Raw genomic sequence first — 15,517 nt, 5'->3', positions numbered from 1 at the left:
ATCGGCGTGGATGCGGCTCGGCTCAGGTCCGCATCGATGCCTCCCGCTCCACCCGCCGGCTAGTCGAATGCTTCCCTCGCGCGCACGCGGCGCTCCGCTGCCGCGTGCGCTTCCTGGCGCCGGTAATAGCGTTCGAGCACGTAGCCCGCCGTCGCGCCGTGCAGCACGACGGACAGCACGATCGCGTCGAGTGCCGCGGGCAGCACGGGCCGCAGCACATCGCCGGCCTCGTCGATACCCCACACCGCGTAATAAAACGCGCCCACGCCGCGGATGCCCATCCACGCCATCAGCACGCGCTGCGGCGCTTCCGCGTGCGAACCCGTCATTGCCGCGAACACGGCCAGGGGACGCGCAACGAGCACCAGCACGAGTGCGCTCAGCACGGGGCGCAGATCGAGCATCTCGCGCCAATGCGCGGAAATCACACAGCCGATGATCAGCAGTACCGAGAACTCGGCCAGCCGCTCGATTTCCAGCGTGAAACCCGTCATGCCTTCGGCAAGCCAGGCGTGGGCGCGCTGCGGGTCTTTCGCGACTTCGGTGCGCTCGCCGAGCTGCACGCTTTCAAGCGCCTCGGCCGGGCGGCGCTCGCCCGTCGCGCGCAGTTCCTCGTGGCGCAGCGCCACGCCCGCGGCGAATACGGCAACGAACGCGTACGCGTGCAGCAGCAGTGCCACGCCGTACGTCACGGACATCAGGCCGATCGCGATGAAGCCGTCGAGGCCCACCGCTTCGCCATAGCGCGTACGCAGATGGAACACGATCCGCACGCACAGCGTGGCGAGCACGGCGCCCACGAGGAGCGCGCCGACGATGCCCCAGGCCACCCACGCGGCGAATGCCGCCGCGTTCTGCGTGCCGGCGCCGGGCACGCCGCACAGCGCGAGACCGAGCAGCGCGAACGGCATCGCCGCGCCGTCGTTGAGGCCGCCCTCGCCCGAGAGCGCGAATCGCACGGGCTCGGCGTCGCCGGCTTCATGAACGCGCAACTCGTTGGCGAGCACCGGGTCGGTCGGCGCGAGCGCGGCGGCGAGAAACAAGGCAACGCCGCTGGCCACGCCCAGCGCCAACCCGAACGCGTACATCAGCGCGACGCTGAGCGCCATGGCCAGCACCCCCAGGCGCAGCGGCAAGCGCCAGAGCCGGTCGCGCAGCCGCACGCGCAGGTGCATGCCCACGGAAAACAACGAAATCACGAGCCCGGCCTCCGCCACCACAGTGAGCGTACGCACGTTCTGCGCAAGGTCGGCGTGCACGAGACCGAGCACACCCGGCCCGACGATCACGCCCACGGCCAGATAAATCATCGCGCCCGTCAACGGCAGACGCGCGATCGGGCCCCGCGCGAGCGCCACGAACATCAGCAGCACGCCGATCAGCAAAAACCACAGTGCTTCCTCCGGCATCGGAAGACGTCCCTCCTCGTCGATGGTTGCGGCGTTGGGCGGGCCGCTGCCCGCGCACCAACCCCGCATTCAAGCAACCTCTGTGCCTCCCCTCGGGTGGCGCGGCAGCATCATTCGTCCGCGAGGAGCGGCAGCGCCTTCGCGAAGCACCGCACGTCGCTCAAACCGGCACAGTCCGCGAACGGCTTCGCCCGCTCGTAACCGTGCCGTTGATAGAACGCGATCGCGCGCCGGTTGGTGTCGCGCGCCTGAAGCATGACGCGCCGATAGCCCGCCCCGGCCGCGACCGTCTCGAGAAAACGAAGAATCGCCGTGCCGGTTCCCGGCCATTCGGGCCGCCGGTAGAGGCACTGGAATTCGGCCACCTCGAACGAGAAGCGGCACAGCGCCCCGCAGCCGATCGCGAGACCATCCATGGTGCGCGCCATCACAAAGGCGCTGCGCGCCGAACCCAGGTCGCCCAGGTAGAACTGCGACTGCATGCTGTCCCCACGGTAGAGCGCCAGCATGGCGCTCATCTCGTCGAGCAGAATGCGCGCATCGAGCGTGCACGCGTTCTCTCTTCGCACCACTGCGAGTGTCGATAAGTCTTTCATTGCTCATGCTCTCCCGATCTCGTCGCATCCTGGACGCGCAAGGAGGGTGCCAGGGCGCGGTGACCTTCCATGGCCGACATGGGCGCGTGCCGGCTCCCTCAGCCGCCTATGCGCGCAGTCTTGTCGATATCCACCACGCGAACCGGTATCGATTTCGCCCCCGGGACCATGCTTTCCTTCGCATAGTGCCAGAGCGGCAGCAGCGGATTGCACTCCGGGTAGTAGCCCGCGAGACAGCCGCGCGGCACGTCGTAGGGTTTCGCGGCGAGGCCGGACACTTCGCGCACCACCCCGTCGTTCGCGAGCGTGCGCAAGGTCACGCGGTCGCCTTCGTCGATGCCGCGCGCCACCATGTCGTCGCCGTTCATCAGCAGCACCATGCGCGAGCCGCGCACGCCACGGAAGCGGTCGTCGTGGTTGTAGAGCGTCGTATTGAACTGGCCGTCCGCGCGCAGCGTCATGAGACGCAGCGCGTCGGGTTCGCTCTCGGGCATATCGGGGTCTTCGCACAGGCCCTCGGGCAGGTAGAACTCGGCCTTGCCGCTCTTCGTTTTCCATTCGCGCGAACGCGCGGGCAGCGGCCGCACGAAGCCGCCCGGCGTCCACATGCGCGTTTCGATGTCATGGAACATCTCCGGCCACGTCTTCGCCATTTCCGCACGCACGCGCGCATAGTCCTCGCTCCAGGCGCGCCAGTCCACGGTGGAGCGCGCGCCTAGCGTGGCGTGCGCGAGGCCCGCGAGAATCGCAGGCTCCGAGCGGATATCGGGCGAAGCCGGCTCTGCCACGCCACGCGAGCCGTGAAAGCGCGCCGTGCTGTCTTCCATCGAAACGACCTGTTCACGGCCGCCCGTCCGGTCGATCTCGATGCGGCTCAGGCACGGCAACACGTAGGCGTTCGCGCCGTGCACGAGGTGGCTGCGGTTGAGCTTCGTCGCAATGTTGACGGTGAGGGGCAGGCTGCGCCAGGCAGGCTCGGTGCGCAGGCGGTCGGGCACCGAGCGCACGAGGTTGCCGCCCAGGTTGACCACCGCGTTCACCTTGCCCTCGAGCATTGCCTCGAACGCTTCGACGATATTGAAACCCTTCCCGCGCGGCGGCTCGAAGGCGAACTGGCGCGCGAGTTGATCGAGCGGCGCAAGCTCCGGTTTTTCGGTAATGCCTACCGTGCGTTGACCCTGCACGTTCGAATGCCCGCGGATAGGCGAAGGCCCCGCGCCCGGCTTGCCGACATTGCCACGCAGGAACAGCAGGTTGCAGATCATGCGGACGTTCTGCACACCCAGGCGATGTTGCGTGAGACCCATGCCGTAGTGCGCGATCACGGCGTTGGCCTGCATGTACTCGCGCGCGGCCGCTTCGATCGCTGCGCGCTGCAGGCCGCTCTCGCGCTCGATTTCTTCCCATTGGACCGCTCGCACATAGGCGGCGAAGTCCTCGAATCCCACCGTATGCTCGCGAATGAAATCCAGGTCGAGCATCGGCGGCGCACCGTGCGTCCTGGCTTCGTCGTCCGCCGCGATCACGGCCTTGCACATGCCCGCGAGCGCGGCGCTGTCGCCGCCCGGCCGCAGCTGGTGGTATTGCGAGCTGATCTTCGTGTCGCCCGGCAGCAGCATGTCGCGCGGCGACTGCGGATTCGCGAACGAGACGAGACCCGGTTCGCGCAGCGGATTGAACGTGATGATGGGCACGCCGCGCCTGCGCGCATCCTGCAGCTGGTGAAGCATGCGCGGACTGTTGGTGCCGACATTCTGGCCGAAGAAGAACATGAGGTCGGCCTGTTCGAAGTCGTCGAGGCCGATCGTGCCCACGCCCACGCCGATAGCCTGCTTCAAGCCTACGCTCGTGCTCTCGTGGCACATGTTCGAGCTATCGGGCATATTGTTGGTGCCGTACATGCGCGCGAACAGCTGCAACATGTACGACGTTTCCAGCGACGCCCGCCCCGAGGTGTAGAACACGACGCTGGCTGGATCGAAGCCGCGCAGCTGCGCGCCGATCGCCGCGAACGCCTCCTCCCAGGCAACGGGCACGTAGCGGTCGCTCTGCGCGTCGTAGCGCATCGGCTCGGTCAAACGGCCCGCGTCTTCGAGATCGTGATCGTGCCATTCGAGCAGTTCGCTCACGGTGTGCCGCTCGAAGAACGCTCGGTCGGCGCGTTTGGGCGTGGTGTCCCACGCAGTCGCTTTCGCACCGCTTTCGCAGAACTCGAAGGGATGCGGATGCGCAGGCTTCGCCCACGAACAGCTCACGCACATGAAACCATCGGGCTTGTTTTGATGCGGGAGGATCGTCGCGTCGCGCATGACGGTCTTTTCCTGAACGAGAATGCGCGTGACCGCCTTCAGCGATCCCCAGCCGCCCGAGGCATAAGGGTAGGCTTGCCCCTTGGGTCCGCCTTGCGGGTTCTCGCTGCGGGGGGGATTCTGGGTACGTCGGGCCTTGTCCATGTCGTGCCTCGGCTAGAAGTCCTTCGGGTCGCCGCAAGCTTTCGCGTGCGTACTGGGAATGCCCCAGTGCGCGCACTTCGCATGCCCATGCGGCGCATTCGAGGCCCCTCACGCCGCTTTCGTCTACCATCGCGAGTGCTTCGTCATCCGATCAGGAGACCGTATTGGACGCACAGCAACTGAGCACCCTTTACCGGCGCTACGTCGACTGCCTGAACCGGCGCGATTGGGCCTCCCTCGGGGATTTCGTCGCTCAGGACGCGATCCACAACGGCCGTCCGCTTGGCCTCGCGGGATATCGCGCCATGCTGGAACAGGACGTTCGCGACATACCCGACTTGCGCTTCGACATCGAACTGCTGGCCGCCGAGCCGCCGCTCGTGGCCAGCCGCTTACGTTTTGATTGCACGCCCCGACACGTCTTTCTCGGCTTGCCTGTCGACGGGCGGCGCATCGCGTTTTCGGAAAATGTCTTCTACGCCTGGCGAGACGGGAAGATCGCGCAGGTCTGGTCGGTCATCGACAAGGCGGCGATCGAGGCGCAACTGTCATGAAAAGCCGGTTTGCAGCGGCGATTGCTGCGGTTTTCGGCTGCGTGACCAGTTGCTCGATCGCACACGCAGCAGGAAGCCAGGATGTGTCACCTTGCAGTGCGGAAAGTGCCGCGCATTCGGGCTCGTCGTATCCGCAGTTCTTTCTTCCCGACCAGAACGGCAAGCCGCCGAAGCCCAGTTCGTCGGTCCATACCTTCACCACGCGAGATTGCGCCGGCGCCGTGCTGGTGGACGGCAAAGTCCGAACGCTCGCGCATTGAGTTCACTCACTCCGGAAGCGCCATGACAACAACCCGCAAAATACTTCCGCATGCCGCAGCTTCGATATTGACCGTACTCTTGTGCCTGTTCACCGCGGTCGCACACGCGGCGGGCTTCAAGCGCCTCGACATTCCCGCCGACGCCAACGGCCCGGCCTTGAACGCCATGGTGTGGACGCCATGCGCCGAGCCCGCCGAAGACGTGCCGTTCGGTCCATACATCCTGCACGGGCGGCGCGACTGTCCGACGGTTGGCGACAAACTTCCGCTCATCGTCATTTCGCACGGCCACACGGGCTCGTTTCTGGGCCACCACGACCTTGCCGAAGTGCTGGCCGATGCTGGCTTCGTTGTGGCCGCAATCAACCATCCCGGCGATTCGTTCGCCGACCCGGGCCGCTCGGGCGATCTCTCCGTGTTCGTCGAGCGGCCGACCGATATCAAACGCCTGATCGATTACATGCTGGACGCCGCGCCTGACGCCGCGAAAATCGATCCGCAACGCATCGGCTTCTTTGGTTTTTCGCGCGGCGGCTATACGGGTCTGGTGTTAGCGGGCGGCGTGCCGGACTTCAAGCACGCCGATGTGCCGTGCCCGGAGCCGAGGCCGCCGGTCTGCGACGAGATCGCGCGTGGCGAGGTGCCTACGCCGCTGGCAGTCGACGCGCGCATCAAGGCGTTCGTGCTCGCCGATCCGCTCAACGTATTCCCCGCCACCGGCGACCTGAAGAACGTGACGGCGCCCATGCAGGTGTGGGCTTCGCAGTATGGCGGCGACGGCGTGTTGCCCCACAACGCGCCCGCGCTCGCCAACACGCTGCCTCGCAAACCCGACTATCACTTCGTGCCCGATTCGGCGCATTTCGCCTTTCTTGCGCCCTGCCCCGCCGCGATGAAAAAGAGAGTGCCGGAGATCTGCGTGGATGAGCACGGCTTCGACCGGGTCGCCTTTCATAAGCAGTTCGATGCAAGCGTGCTCGCGTTTTTTCAGGCGAAACTGCGCTAGCTCTCACGCTGCCCCGTAGCAGTAGCCGAGCCACCAGCGGTTTGTCACCCTGGCCATCGCGGCGTCAGTTTCGCGCCAGCGTCGGCAGGTAAGATCGGTGCAAACGAAGCCATGGCGCAGGACGCAACAGGGGCGAGGGCAGAATGCATTCTTTTCCGCTATTCATTGTCGGTGCACCCCGCTCGGGAACGACGTTTCTCTGCTCGGTCCTCAATGCGCACCCGCACATCCAGCTGACCAACGAATGTCGCGTTTTCGCGCTGGTCAAGGACATGCTGGAGGCGGGCAGCCAGCGCCCCGATCTGCTGGGCGCGGCCTGCCGCGACCGCTTCAACGCGTATAGCCGCCGCACGCTCGGCGCCTGGGTCGAGCGCTTCTATCGTGAAGAACTCGACATGTCGGCGCCGATCTGGGGCGACAAGCATCCGCCTTACGCCGATCCGACGATTCTTTCCGGCCGCATCGGCGCAATCGAGCGCCTGCCGCGCTCCGGGTCGTGCCTGAGGCTCATCCACGAGTTGCTGCCCAACGCGCGCTTCATCCATCTGCATCGCGATCCTGGCTGGGTCGCCAATTCGCTGGTGCGCAAGCACTGGATCGGGTCCGTCAACGACGGCGTGCGCGTATGGGGTCAGTATGTGACCGAGATCATCGACTTCTTCGCTGAAATCCCGAAGGAGCAGACGTTGACGATCGGCTATCGCAATCTCATCGAGGATGCGGACACGACGATAGCAAGCGTCAGCCGCTTTCTGGACCTCGCGGACCCTGCGCCGATCCGCGATTTTCTGCACGCCCAGCGCAGTGCGCCGACGCCGTTCAGCGATCCGGTGACCGATATCGCCGATCTCTACGTCGTGCCGCCTACGCCAACGACGGACAACGCGCTCCTCGCGCTCGCAGAAAGGGCGGCGACGCAACTCGGCTACTCGGCATCGGCAACTCTTTAGGGATCCAGATGACTTGCGCACGAGCGGCGCCTGGCATGTGCAGTTTCGCGTGGCACGCCCCTACTCGCCTTCGCCGCCCTCGATGTTCTTTTCATCGGCCACCTCGATGCCATAGCGCAGCAGAGCTTGAAGGATACGCAGTCGCTGCTGATGCAGAGCAGCGTGGCGTTGATCAGGAATCTGGGGGGCGGGTGGCAGTGGGATGCGAAAGCCGGGGCCGCTGTGGTGGGTGATAGCGGCGAGAAGGGGGTTCAGTGAGCTTCTGAGATCCAGCGACGTCGCCACAACAACCAGTTGCTCCAATACCCGCATGCGTGACAACGGACGACCGGCTCCATGGCTGTTTGCCAAAAAGATGCAGACGCGCCCTATGAAGTCGCCATCCGGCCCACGATCGCGTTCGATCATCCTCTCGCTACGCTTACCTGCGCACTCAATGACGGCAGAGTGGCGCAGCTTTTTGATTTCACCGTTCAAGACGATCTGCGAAATGGGCGACCGGTTGCGTCGGGGTGGGGAGGACGCGCTCCGCATGCTCCATGCGAGCCACTCGGGCAGCTAACGTCGGCAGCAAAAATCGAAAGCAAAATGAAATATCTCGCCAAAAGCCAGCCCTTTCTGGCAAGTGCGCTCGAATGCTTCGCGCTCGCGGCACGCGAACTCCATCTCACGCCGTCGGCGATCAGCCATCAGGTCAAGGAGCTCGAGGCGTACTTCGGGCGGCCGCTCTTCATCCGGCGCAATCGCCGCATCGATCCGGCCCCCGAGGCGCTGCGCCTGCTCGACAGCCTGAGCCGCGTCTTCGACGTCATCGAATCGGCCTGCAGCGAAGTCTCGCTCGCGCCCCAGGCCCAGGTGCTCGCCGTGTACAGCGCGCCGAGCTTCGCCGTGAAATGGCTCGGGCCCAGGCTCGCCGACTTCGCGCGCCATCACCCCAACATCACGCTGCGGCTTTCCACCGGACCGGAGCCGCTGGACCTCACGCGCGCCCAGGAAATCGACGTGGCGATTTCGTAAGGCGGCGCGCTGGAGCGGCCGGGCGTGGAGACGGTGGCGCTGGGCGTCGAACCGCTCGTGCCGATGTGCTCGCCCGCGTTGCTGGCGATCGCAGGCTCGGTGGAAGCGCTGATGCAGGAGGCCACGCTGATCGACAGCCCGTTGAGCCGCGTGACCTGGCGCGACTGGTTCGCCGCGAACGGCCTGCCGTTGACCGACCGGCCGCGCCCCTCGTTCGATCGCGCGGCGCTGGCGATTTCGGCGGCGGCCGACGGCATGGGCGTCGTGCTCGAAAGCACGCGCCTCGCCTAGCGCGAGCTTGCGCGCGGCGACCTGGTGGAGGTGGGCGCCGACCGCTTCACGCGCTTTTTACGCGAAACGCATTTCCTTTCGTGGCGCACGTCCGACATCAGGCAGAGCCGACTGGCCGCATTCCGGCTGTGGTTGCTGGCGCAAGCGTCGCCGGGGTGAGCGCTTGCGTTCGGCGGCATACCCAGGGGGTTTCCCGCCGCTTGAATGTCATCAGCCGCGTAGTACGATGAAGTCATCGAAAAACAGAATTAGAGGTCCCTCCATGGACACGACCGCACGGCACGCGACGGCCATCGCATTGCTTGCAACGGGGTGCGCAGTATCGGCAGCATCACACGCGTATAGCAAGGAAGAAGACGCCGCGGCGCAGGACCGCGAAGTCCAGGCGGCCTATGACCGGGGCTACAAGGCAGCCAGGGAGGAGATGGCGCAGGCGGCGGCTCCCGCCGCTGCGCCAGTGAAGAAGGCCGCCGGCGCGGCGGCGCAGAAACCCATCCTCGACATCAAGCACACGTATAGCGACGCGGGCGAGGTCTCGACGGTCATGACCGTGCCGGTCGTGGTCAAGCCGCTCGCGGATGGGCAAGGCGCGCAAAGCGAACAAAGCGCGGGAGAGACTCAAGAGGCGCAGGACGTCCAGGACTCCACCGCCGCGGCTCCGGCGGCAGCGCCGGCTCCCGAGCAGACGAACGCGCACGCCACCGTTGCGAAAGCCGCCAACGCAGCGCCGGCTGCGGCCGCCCGGCAACCGCAGCCTCAGCCGCACGCCTACGCGCAGGCGAGCGCGAACCATCGTGCTGTGGCGGCCACGCCGCCCGCGCAGGACGACGTCGCGCCGCCGGAGTCGCTGGCGAACGACGAAACCGTCGCCGAACCGGAGCCGCCGCGCTCCGCGCAGATCTATTCGACGCAAGGCCAGGGTTACGCCCAACCCTACTACCAGCCGGCGCAGCCGCGAGTCCAGCAACAGGTCCCGCCGCAGGCCCAGCAATACGCGCCGCCGCCCCAGCCGTATGGCTATGCGCAGCAGCCGGCGTATGCGCAGCAGCGGCCGGCCTACGCACAGCAGCCACCCGCCTATCCGCAGCAGCAGCAACCGGTGTATGCGCAGCAATACGCCCAGCAGCAATACCCGCAGCAGCAGCCCGTGTACGCTCAGCCCCGTCCCGCTTACTACCCGCCGCCGGCACCGTGGGGCGCGCAGTACCAGCAACCGCCGGCGCGCTGGGTGTACTGGTCGCCGCAGTATGGGCGCTGGATGTATTACTGAGCGCCGCTTACCAGCGCGCGTCGTTCATCTGGCAGGCGAGCAGGCAACCCAGGGCCGAAATGGTACCGACCGAGCCGATACCAAAACCCAGGGCAATATTTTCCGCGGTCGTCGCACAGCCCTGCAGCATCAGCGTCGAGCTGAGCAGCACGGGGAGCAGGAGCTGACCCAGGATGCGCGAACGGGTTGGGCGTCGTTGTGACATGGGGCGTGGGTCCGGGGAGGATTTTTTTGCGGTAGTTGAGCTTGTCAGCTTACTGACTCGCCTCATTCGCATTCCCGGGAGCAACGTGTCACAACCGCAATGCCTTACCAATTCCCTCGCGACGGTAAGGAAGTGGGTGGCGGGGGATGTTCGCCTCGCGCGTTAGAACCCATGCCGGGCGCTGATCGCCGCCCCCGTGTCATGCGAGCGCGATAGCGGAAGATGCGCATCGGCGGAGAGATCCCAGTCGCCGACCGTCACGAGCGGCGGCGTTTGCGGGTGGAGCGCCTGGTTGGGGATCCCGTTGCTGTCGACCTGGGCGCCCGGCGTGCGCGTCCCGTTGGCGCCCGGATCGAGCATGGCGTCGGTATCGTCCGGAATGCCAGGCGTTGCGGCGGTGGTTGTCGCCAGATGCGCGTCGTACTGCCTTTCAAACGGCGACTGGTACTCGAAGCGCTTCGCAATGGCGGGCAAAGAGACGGATGGCGCCGCCGGCGCGGGTGCGGCCGCAACGGCGTGCTTCGGGGCGTGGCCCCTCGCGTCCTTCTGGACGTGCTTTTGAACGTGGTTCTGGACAGGCTTCTGGGTATGCGCCGACTTGGCGGGTTCGGCCGCCGAGACGCTGGCAAGCGCCAGCAGAGCGACACCCAAAAGCCATCCCTGGATCGGATGCTTCATGGAACGAAATCTGCGTCTGGAAACTGGTGCCGCATCGAATAGCTGCGCAGCACTCGCCCCTGGAGTCTAGATCAATCACAAGTCCGACCAATCGGTATCTTCCCTCGCCTTTCGCTCATATCTTCACGCAGACCACGCAACGCTTCGTCATCCTGCATGCTCCTGCCGCCGCCAATCCGGCCGCGGGAGCGGCATTCTCCCGTCAGAATGCGACCGTCGTGCGCAAGCCGAACACCGCCTCGTCGCCAATACGCCGCGACGCGTTCTGCGGATCTGGAATGCCGCCGGCCGGCCGGAAGAAGTACTGAAAGTCCGCCTGCAATTGCCACCACGGCGCGATCTGATACTGGTAAGTCGCTTCCAGAACCGTCTCGGCGCTGCGCGACGGGTAGCCGGGCGTCGAGACCGCCTGGGCGCTCGCATAGTCCTGCGCGTGCGAGCCGATGTGCGCGTAGCCGACGGCCAGGCCGGCCACGTCGTTGTCGCGTCCCTTGAACGGCGCCTTGAGCGTCACGCCCGCGTTGACCCCGAGGTCCACCAGGTTGCGGTCGCCGGGCGCACCCATCACGCGCGCGAACACGCCCACCGACTGCGGACTGTCGGCGCTCGGACGCCAGACCATCTGGTCCGCCACGGCATAGATGCTGTAGTTGCCCCGATGGCTAACCGGGCCACCCACGCCCGTCACGCCCGTCGCCGGGTCGGCGAAACGGTTGCTGTTGTACCAGAAGCCAAGCTTGTAGGTGCCGGGCATCCCACCTGGTTTGGGATCCGAATTATTGGCGGGCGGCTGATTGATTGCATACTGAATTTCGCCGATCACCAGCGCGCCATTGCCCAGGTTGAAATTCGTGCCGCTCGCGTTGAGCTTTTGCGGGTCGCCATCGCCCGGCGCCGGGTTGCCGTCGAATACGCCGCCGAGCACCGTGATCGCGTCCGTAGGCGTGGCGCGCACACGCACGCCGAGCGACGAAAGCGGATACGCTGGGCCGCCCGCAGGCAGATCGACGGACGGCAGGACCGACCAGCCGAACGTCGCGTTCATGAACGTATTCGCATACTGGCTGACCATGAACTCCTGGTCGAGGCTTTGCTGACCGACCTTCACGTCGACCTTGCCGCCGGGCAGCGTCTGCTGGTACCACAACTCCCACAGGCGGGTCGAGGCATCGGCCTCGATGCCGCTCGCGTTCTGCAGCGTTTGCAGGTTGCGCGCAGTCAGGCTCGTGCCGTGAATCTGGAAGCCGGACACATTGAAGATGCCGCCAGGCAAACCGAACGCTTTTTGCGTGTCCATGCCGAGGCTGAACTCAGTCACACCTTGATAGGCGCCGCCGCGACTCGTTCCGCCGCTCACGTTGCCCATGTACTCGCTGGTTTCCTGCAGGCCGAACGACAAGCCGTACTGCGCGAGCCAGGGCCGCAAACCGCCCATATCGCCAAAGAGGTTCGAGCGTTCCCAAAGGCCCGTGGGCGCGGCTGCATTCTGATCGGCAGCGGGCGCTTGTTGCTGATCCGCTGCACCGGTTGACGAAGCAGGAGCAGCGGGCGAAGCCGGTTGAGCGGGCGCATTTTCGCCGCTGGTCTGTGCGAAGGCGGCGGGCACGACGCCCAGCGAGAGAACCGCGCTCAGCGTAATGGGTGCGCCCGAACCGAGCAGCCTGCTCTTGAGGATGTTTTTCATAGTATTTGTGGGGCTTTGGTAAGTTGCGGACAAGTCCGCTATTCAACGCAGAGCGTGCCTGCGAAGCTTGATGAAACTGTGTCCGGCGCGCAGGTTTTCTACGCGAAGCGCGAATGCGGCCATAAAGGACGCTCCGGCTCGGAAGTGCACGCGGTCGCGGATGCGCACAGCAGCGAGACCAGCGCGGCCGCCGCTACGGTCGCGCCGAGAAGCACGTACCCCGTGGGCGTGAGCGGATGTCCCGCGTGAACGGTGCGCAGCGCGCCGCGCGCCGCCATGTGGGCGGCACGGCGTGCAACGTGCAACATACGAAGGCGCACGCCGGCAGGCGTGGCGCGAACCGCAGCCGCGAATGCGAAGCCGTGCAGGCAGGCAAGCGCCGCTGCAGCCACGAGCATTCGTGCGCGACGGCAGATAGCCCGCAACGCGCGCAGCTGAAAGACAGGAAAGAGAAAGACGAACATCATCCCTCCGCGTTGACCGCTTAAAAAGCGGACGAAATGCGAATGCGCAGCCATTCCTGCAAGCAAGCTTGCAAATGGCAATCGACAAGAGGGAGCGTGCTGTTGGCAGACTGGTCGCAAAGCGACTGAGACCAGTCAGTAACGAAGCGCGCTAACCCGGCGTAAGCGAGTTAGCGGCGAAGGAGTGAACCTGCGGCGACTATCTCGCGGTGGTGCTGCCGGCGCTGGCCGGCATCGGACTTCCACTACTAGAACATGCGTCCACGGAGGACTCCTTTGCTATGACGGGGCGGATTGTATTGGGCACGCAGACAAAAATGCAAGTAAAAAAAGCATAAAGACGAAATCAGCCAGCAACAGTCCCGCAGACTCCGATTCCTTTCAATCGCGTTTCTCCAACCTTCAGAATCGAATCTCTGCTCTGCTTAGCAATTTGGGTTGACTTGGTGTTTTTACCGAGACTAGAATTCGCCCGTCTTCTCAATGGGGCCGATGCCTTGGACAGTAGCAGTAGTCGATCTTCGAACAGTTTCGCTGCCTGACCGGCAGGACATCCGCTCCCCTTCCCGAGCCGCCGTCCTGCCAGCAGGCAGACGGTGCGCGCCGTAGCAGTCTTCCCTCGTGCACCCCAAACCATGCGCCACGCCGAAGCGGCCTTCGCTCGCGTACGCATTGGCATAACCTCGCGAGCGCTTGCGCCCGCGGCCGCCGTACGCCTGCCCCCGGCTGGCCTGCGCCCGGCATGAACAGGAGCCGAAATGCCCGACAGTGACAGTTGCCCTTACCGCTTGCCTTTGAACTCGTCCGAGGAAAGCACGTAGACCCCTGCGACCGCGCCGACTGCGCGGCGACCGAACGTCTGCGGGCTTTGCACTCGCCCAAACACGCCAGACGTCCGGAGAAACATCATGATTTTCGGTCTGCTTTTGTCGCATCTGCCTCACGTCAACGAGGCGCGCGCGCACTATGAAGCGCTGCTGTCGCTCGAACCTGCCCGCCGCCACCCATGGAAAGACTTGTGGCGCCGCATCAAGTCCCGGCTTTCCTAAGTTCTGCCAAACTCCGGTCACGAAGATTCGCCATCGTTGGAAAAGCGATGAGTTCCCTGAGCGTGACCGTGAGTTGACCATTCCCTTTCACGCGCTTTTCGTTTCGCCTTGAACCGGCTGTTGCACGCGCATGCCGAGTTCCGTCTTCGCCTTGATTGAGTATCAATCCCATGCAAAACCTCAAACCGATCACTCCCGACGTGCTGCAGACGCGGTCCCGCACCGGCCAGGAAGTGATGTGCGTCCAGCACGTGTGCCGCGGCTTCGGCAAGAACCCGAGCGAGCAGCTGGTGCTCGACGACGTGGACGTCACGCTGCGTGAAGGCGAGATCGTCGGCTTGCTGGGCCGCTCGGGCTCCGGCAAGTCCACGCTGCTGCGCATCATCGCGGGCCTGATTCCGCCCACCAGCGGCGACGTGAACTATCTCGGCAAGCCGCTGCGCGGTCCGGCCGAAGGCGTCGCGATGGTGTTCCAGACCTTCGCGCTGTTCCCGTGGCTCACCGTGCTGGAAAATGTCGAGGCCGGCCTGGAGGCGATCGGCGTCGGCCCGCACGAGCGGCGCAAGCGCGCGCTCGCCGCCATCGACCTGATCGGTCTGGACGGCTTCGAAAACGCCTATCCGCGCGAGCTTTCGGGCGGCATGCGCCAGCGCGTGGGCTTTGCGCGCGCGCTCGTGGTCGACCCCACGCTGATGCTGATGGACGAGCCCTTTTCCGCGCTCGACGTGCTCACGGCCGAAACGCTGCGCACCGACCTGCTCGACCTGTGGACGCAAGGCCGCCTGCCGATTAAGTCGGTGCTGATCGTCACGCACAATATCGAGGAAGCCGTATTCATGTGCGACCGCATTCTCGTGTTGTCGTCGAACCCGGGCCGCGTGGTGGCCGAAATTCCGGTGGCGTTCAAGCACCCGCGCAATCGTCTCGACCCGGCGTTCCGCGCGCTCGTCGACGACATCTACGCGAAGATGACCGCGCGCCAGGCGGGCGCGCCGGCCAAACCCGAACTCGAGCCGGGCAGCGCGCTGCCGGGCGTGTCGGTCAACCTGATGGCGGGCCTGATCGAAACGCTGGCCGCCGCGCCCTACCACGGCCGCGCGGACATGCCGGAAATCGCACGCACGCTGCAACTGGAAGTCAACGAACTCTTCCCGGTCGCGGAAATGCTCCAGCACCTCGGCTTTGCGGAGGTCAGCGAAGGCGACGTGGTGCTCACGCACGCGGGCAAGACCTTCAACGAATTCAATACGCAGGAGCGCAAGCTGATGTTCGCCGAACATCTGCTGCGCAACGTGCCGCTGGCCGCGCGGATCAGCACGGTGCTCAACGAGCGCCCCGGACATCGCGCCCCGCGCGTGCGCTTCGAGCAGGAACTGGAGGACCTGCTGGCCGACGACGCCGCGCAGGAAACGCTCGACGCCGTGATCGCCTGGGGCCGCTACGCCGAGATCTTTTCGTATAACGACAAGACCGGAATATTCAGCCTCGCCGACGTCGAATCCTGACGTCTGAATCCCGCGACGGTTTCCCTCGGCGGCCTCGTTTCGCCTGGTCCGACGTTTGTAAACAGTGGTAATATTCGACACACACAAAAATTCGTCAGAGCGCTGACGGTGACGGATCGGTCACCG

Annotated in this window: 15 protein-coding genes and 1 pseudogene; 8 read left to right on the top strand and 8 right to left on the bottom strand. The window is 65.3% G+C overall.

Annotated features, from left to right (window positions below):
• Positions 1-59: 59 nt before the first annotated feature.
• The 3 genes from AB4Y40_RS24795 to AB4Y40_RS24785 all read right to left on the bottom strand — a co-directional run bounded on the left by AB4Y40_RS24795 (position 60) and on the right by AB4Y40_RS24785 (position 4,458).
• On the bottom strand, positions 60-1,409 hold the full coding sequence (locus AB4Y40_RS24795; RefSeq protein WP_368690053.1) for a cation:proton antiporter: 1,350 nt from the start codon (positions 1,407-1,409) through the stop codon (positions 60-62).
• Between the two features lie 110 nt (positions 1,410-1,519).
• Entirely contained in the window at positions 1,520-2,005 is a 486-nt protein-coding gene (locus tag AB4Y40_RS24790) for a GNAT family N-acetyltransferase (protein ID WP_368690052.1), read from the bottom strand.
• A gap of 98 nt (positions 2,006-2,103) precedes the next feature.
• The gene (locus AB4Y40_RS24785; protein ID WP_368690051.1) at positions 2,104-4,458 is read right to left on the bottom strand and encodes an FdhF/YdeP family oxidoreductase; all 2,355 of its coding nucleotides are present in this window, start codon (positions 4,456-4,458) and stop codon (positions 2,104-2,106) included.
• A gap of 164 nt (positions 4,459-4,622) precedes the next feature.
• On the opposite strand from AB4Y40_RS24785, the gene AB4Y40_RS24780 reads away from it, so the two are divergent.
• From AB4Y40_RS24780 to AB4Y40_RS24765, 4 genes are all read left to right on the top strand, one after another.
• Positions 4,623-5,012 (top strand): ester cyclase, encoded by a 390-nt coding sequence (locus AB4Y40_RS24780; protein ID WP_368690050.1) that lies wholly within the window; start codon positions 4,623-4,625, stop codon positions 5,010-5,012.
• Entirely contained in the window at positions 5,009-5,272 is a 264-nt protein-coding gene (locus AB4Y40_RS24775) for a hypothetical protein (protein ID WP_368690049.1), read from the top strand. The genes AB4Y40_RS24780 and AB4Y40_RS24775 overlap by 4 nt, the downstream gene beginning before the upstream one ends.
• Positions 5,273-5,294: 22 nt before the next feature.
• Positions 5,295-6,278, top strand: a complete 984-nt coding sequence (locus AB4Y40_RS24770) for an alpha/beta hydrolase family protein (RefSeq protein WP_368690048.1) — start codon at positions 5,295-5,297, stop codon at positions 6,276-6,278.
• Positions 6,279-6,421: 143 nt separating this feature from the next.
• The gene (locus tag AB4Y40_RS24765) at positions 6,422-7,228 is read left to right on the top strand and encodes a sulfotransferase (protein WP_368690047.1); all 807 of its coding nucleotides are present in this window, start codon (positions 6,422-6,424) and stop codon (positions 7,226-7,228) included.
• A 60-nt stretch (positions 7,229-7,288) separates the two neighbouring features.
• On the opposite strand, the gene AB4Y40_RS24760 is transcribed toward AB4Y40_RS24765, so the two are convergent.
• Complete coding sequence (locus AB4Y40_RS24760) at positions 7,289-7,705, bottom strand: hypothetical protein (RefSeq protein WP_368690046.1); 417 nt, start codon at positions 7,703-7,705, stop codon at positions 7,289-7,291.
• A gap of 111 nt (positions 7,706-7,816) precedes the next feature.
• Between AB4Y40_RS24760 and AB4Y40_RS24755 the strand changes: the two are divergent.
• A pseudogene (locus tag AB4Y40_RS24755) lies at positions 7,817-8,695 on the top strand (LysR substrate-binding domain-containing protein).
• A 103-nt stretch (positions 8,696-8,798) separates the two neighbouring features.
• The gene (locus tag AB4Y40_RS24750) at positions 8,799-9,806 is read left to right on the top strand and encodes a hypothetical protein (protein WP_368690045.1); all 1,008 of its coding nucleotides are present in this window, start codon (positions 8,799-8,801) and stop codon (positions 9,804-9,806) included.
• Positions 9,807-9,813: 7 nt separating this feature from the next.
• Here AB4Y40_RS24750 and AB4Y40_RS24745 read toward each other — a convergent pair whose 3' ends face one another.
• The 4 genes from AB4Y40_RS24745 to AB4Y40_RS24730 all read right to left on the bottom strand — a co-directional run bounded on the left by AB4Y40_RS24745 (position 9,814) and on the right by AB4Y40_RS24730 (position 12,771).
• On the bottom strand, positions 9,814-10,011 hold the full coding sequence (locus AB4Y40_RS24745; RefSeq protein ID WP_368690044.1) for a hypothetical protein: 198 nt from the start codon (positions 10,009-10,011) through the stop codon (positions 9,814-9,816).
• 162 nt (positions 10,012-10,173) lie between these two features.
• Positions 10,174-10,689 carry a hypothetical protein gene (locus AB4Y40_RS24740; RefSeq protein WP_368690043.1) on the bottom strand — a complete coding sequence of 172 codons (516 nt, stop codon included), beginning with the start codon at positions 10,687-10,689 and terminating at the stop codon, positions 10,174-10,176.
• Between the two features lie 202 nt (positions 10,690-10,891).
• The gene (locus AB4Y40_RS24735) at positions 10,892-12,373 is read right to left on the bottom strand and encodes a carbohydrate porin (RefSeq protein WP_368690042.1); all 1,482 of its coding nucleotides are present in this window, start codon (positions 12,371-12,373) and stop codon (positions 10,892-10,894) included.
• A gap of 98 nt (positions 12,374-12,471) precedes the next feature.
• Positions 12,472-12,771 (bottom strand): hypothetical protein, encoded by a 300-nt coding sequence (locus tag AB4Y40_RS24730; protein ID WP_368690041.1) that lies wholly within the window; start codon positions 12,769-12,771, stop codon positions 12,472-12,474.
• A 974-nt stretch (positions 12,772-13,745) separates the two neighbouring features.
• Between AB4Y40_RS24730 and AB4Y40_RS24725 the strand changes: the two genes are divergently transcribed.
• On the top strand, positions 13,746-13,886 hold the full coding sequence (locus AB4Y40_RS24725; protein ID WP_368690040.1) for a hypothetical protein: 141 nt from the start codon (positions 13,746-13,748) through the stop codon (positions 13,884-13,886).
• A gap of 170 nt (positions 13,887-14,056) precedes the next feature.
• The gene (locus AB4Y40_RS24720; RefSeq protein ID WP_368690039.1) at positions 14,057-15,391 is read left to right on the top strand and encodes an AAA-associated domain-containing protein; all 1,335 of its coding nucleotides are present in this window, start codon (positions 14,057-14,059) and stop codon (positions 15,389-15,391) included.
• Positions 15,392-15,517: the final 126 nt, after the last annotated feature.

Origin of the sequence: Paraburkholderia sp. EG287B (genome assembly GCF_040965595.1) — a bacterium.
Taxonomy (GTDB): Bacteria; Pseudomonadota; Gammaproteobacteria; order Burkholderiales; family Burkholderiaceae; genus Paraburkholderia.
Note: the sequence above shows the minus strand (reverse complement) of the source record. Positions and strands in the feature narration are given on the sequence as shown.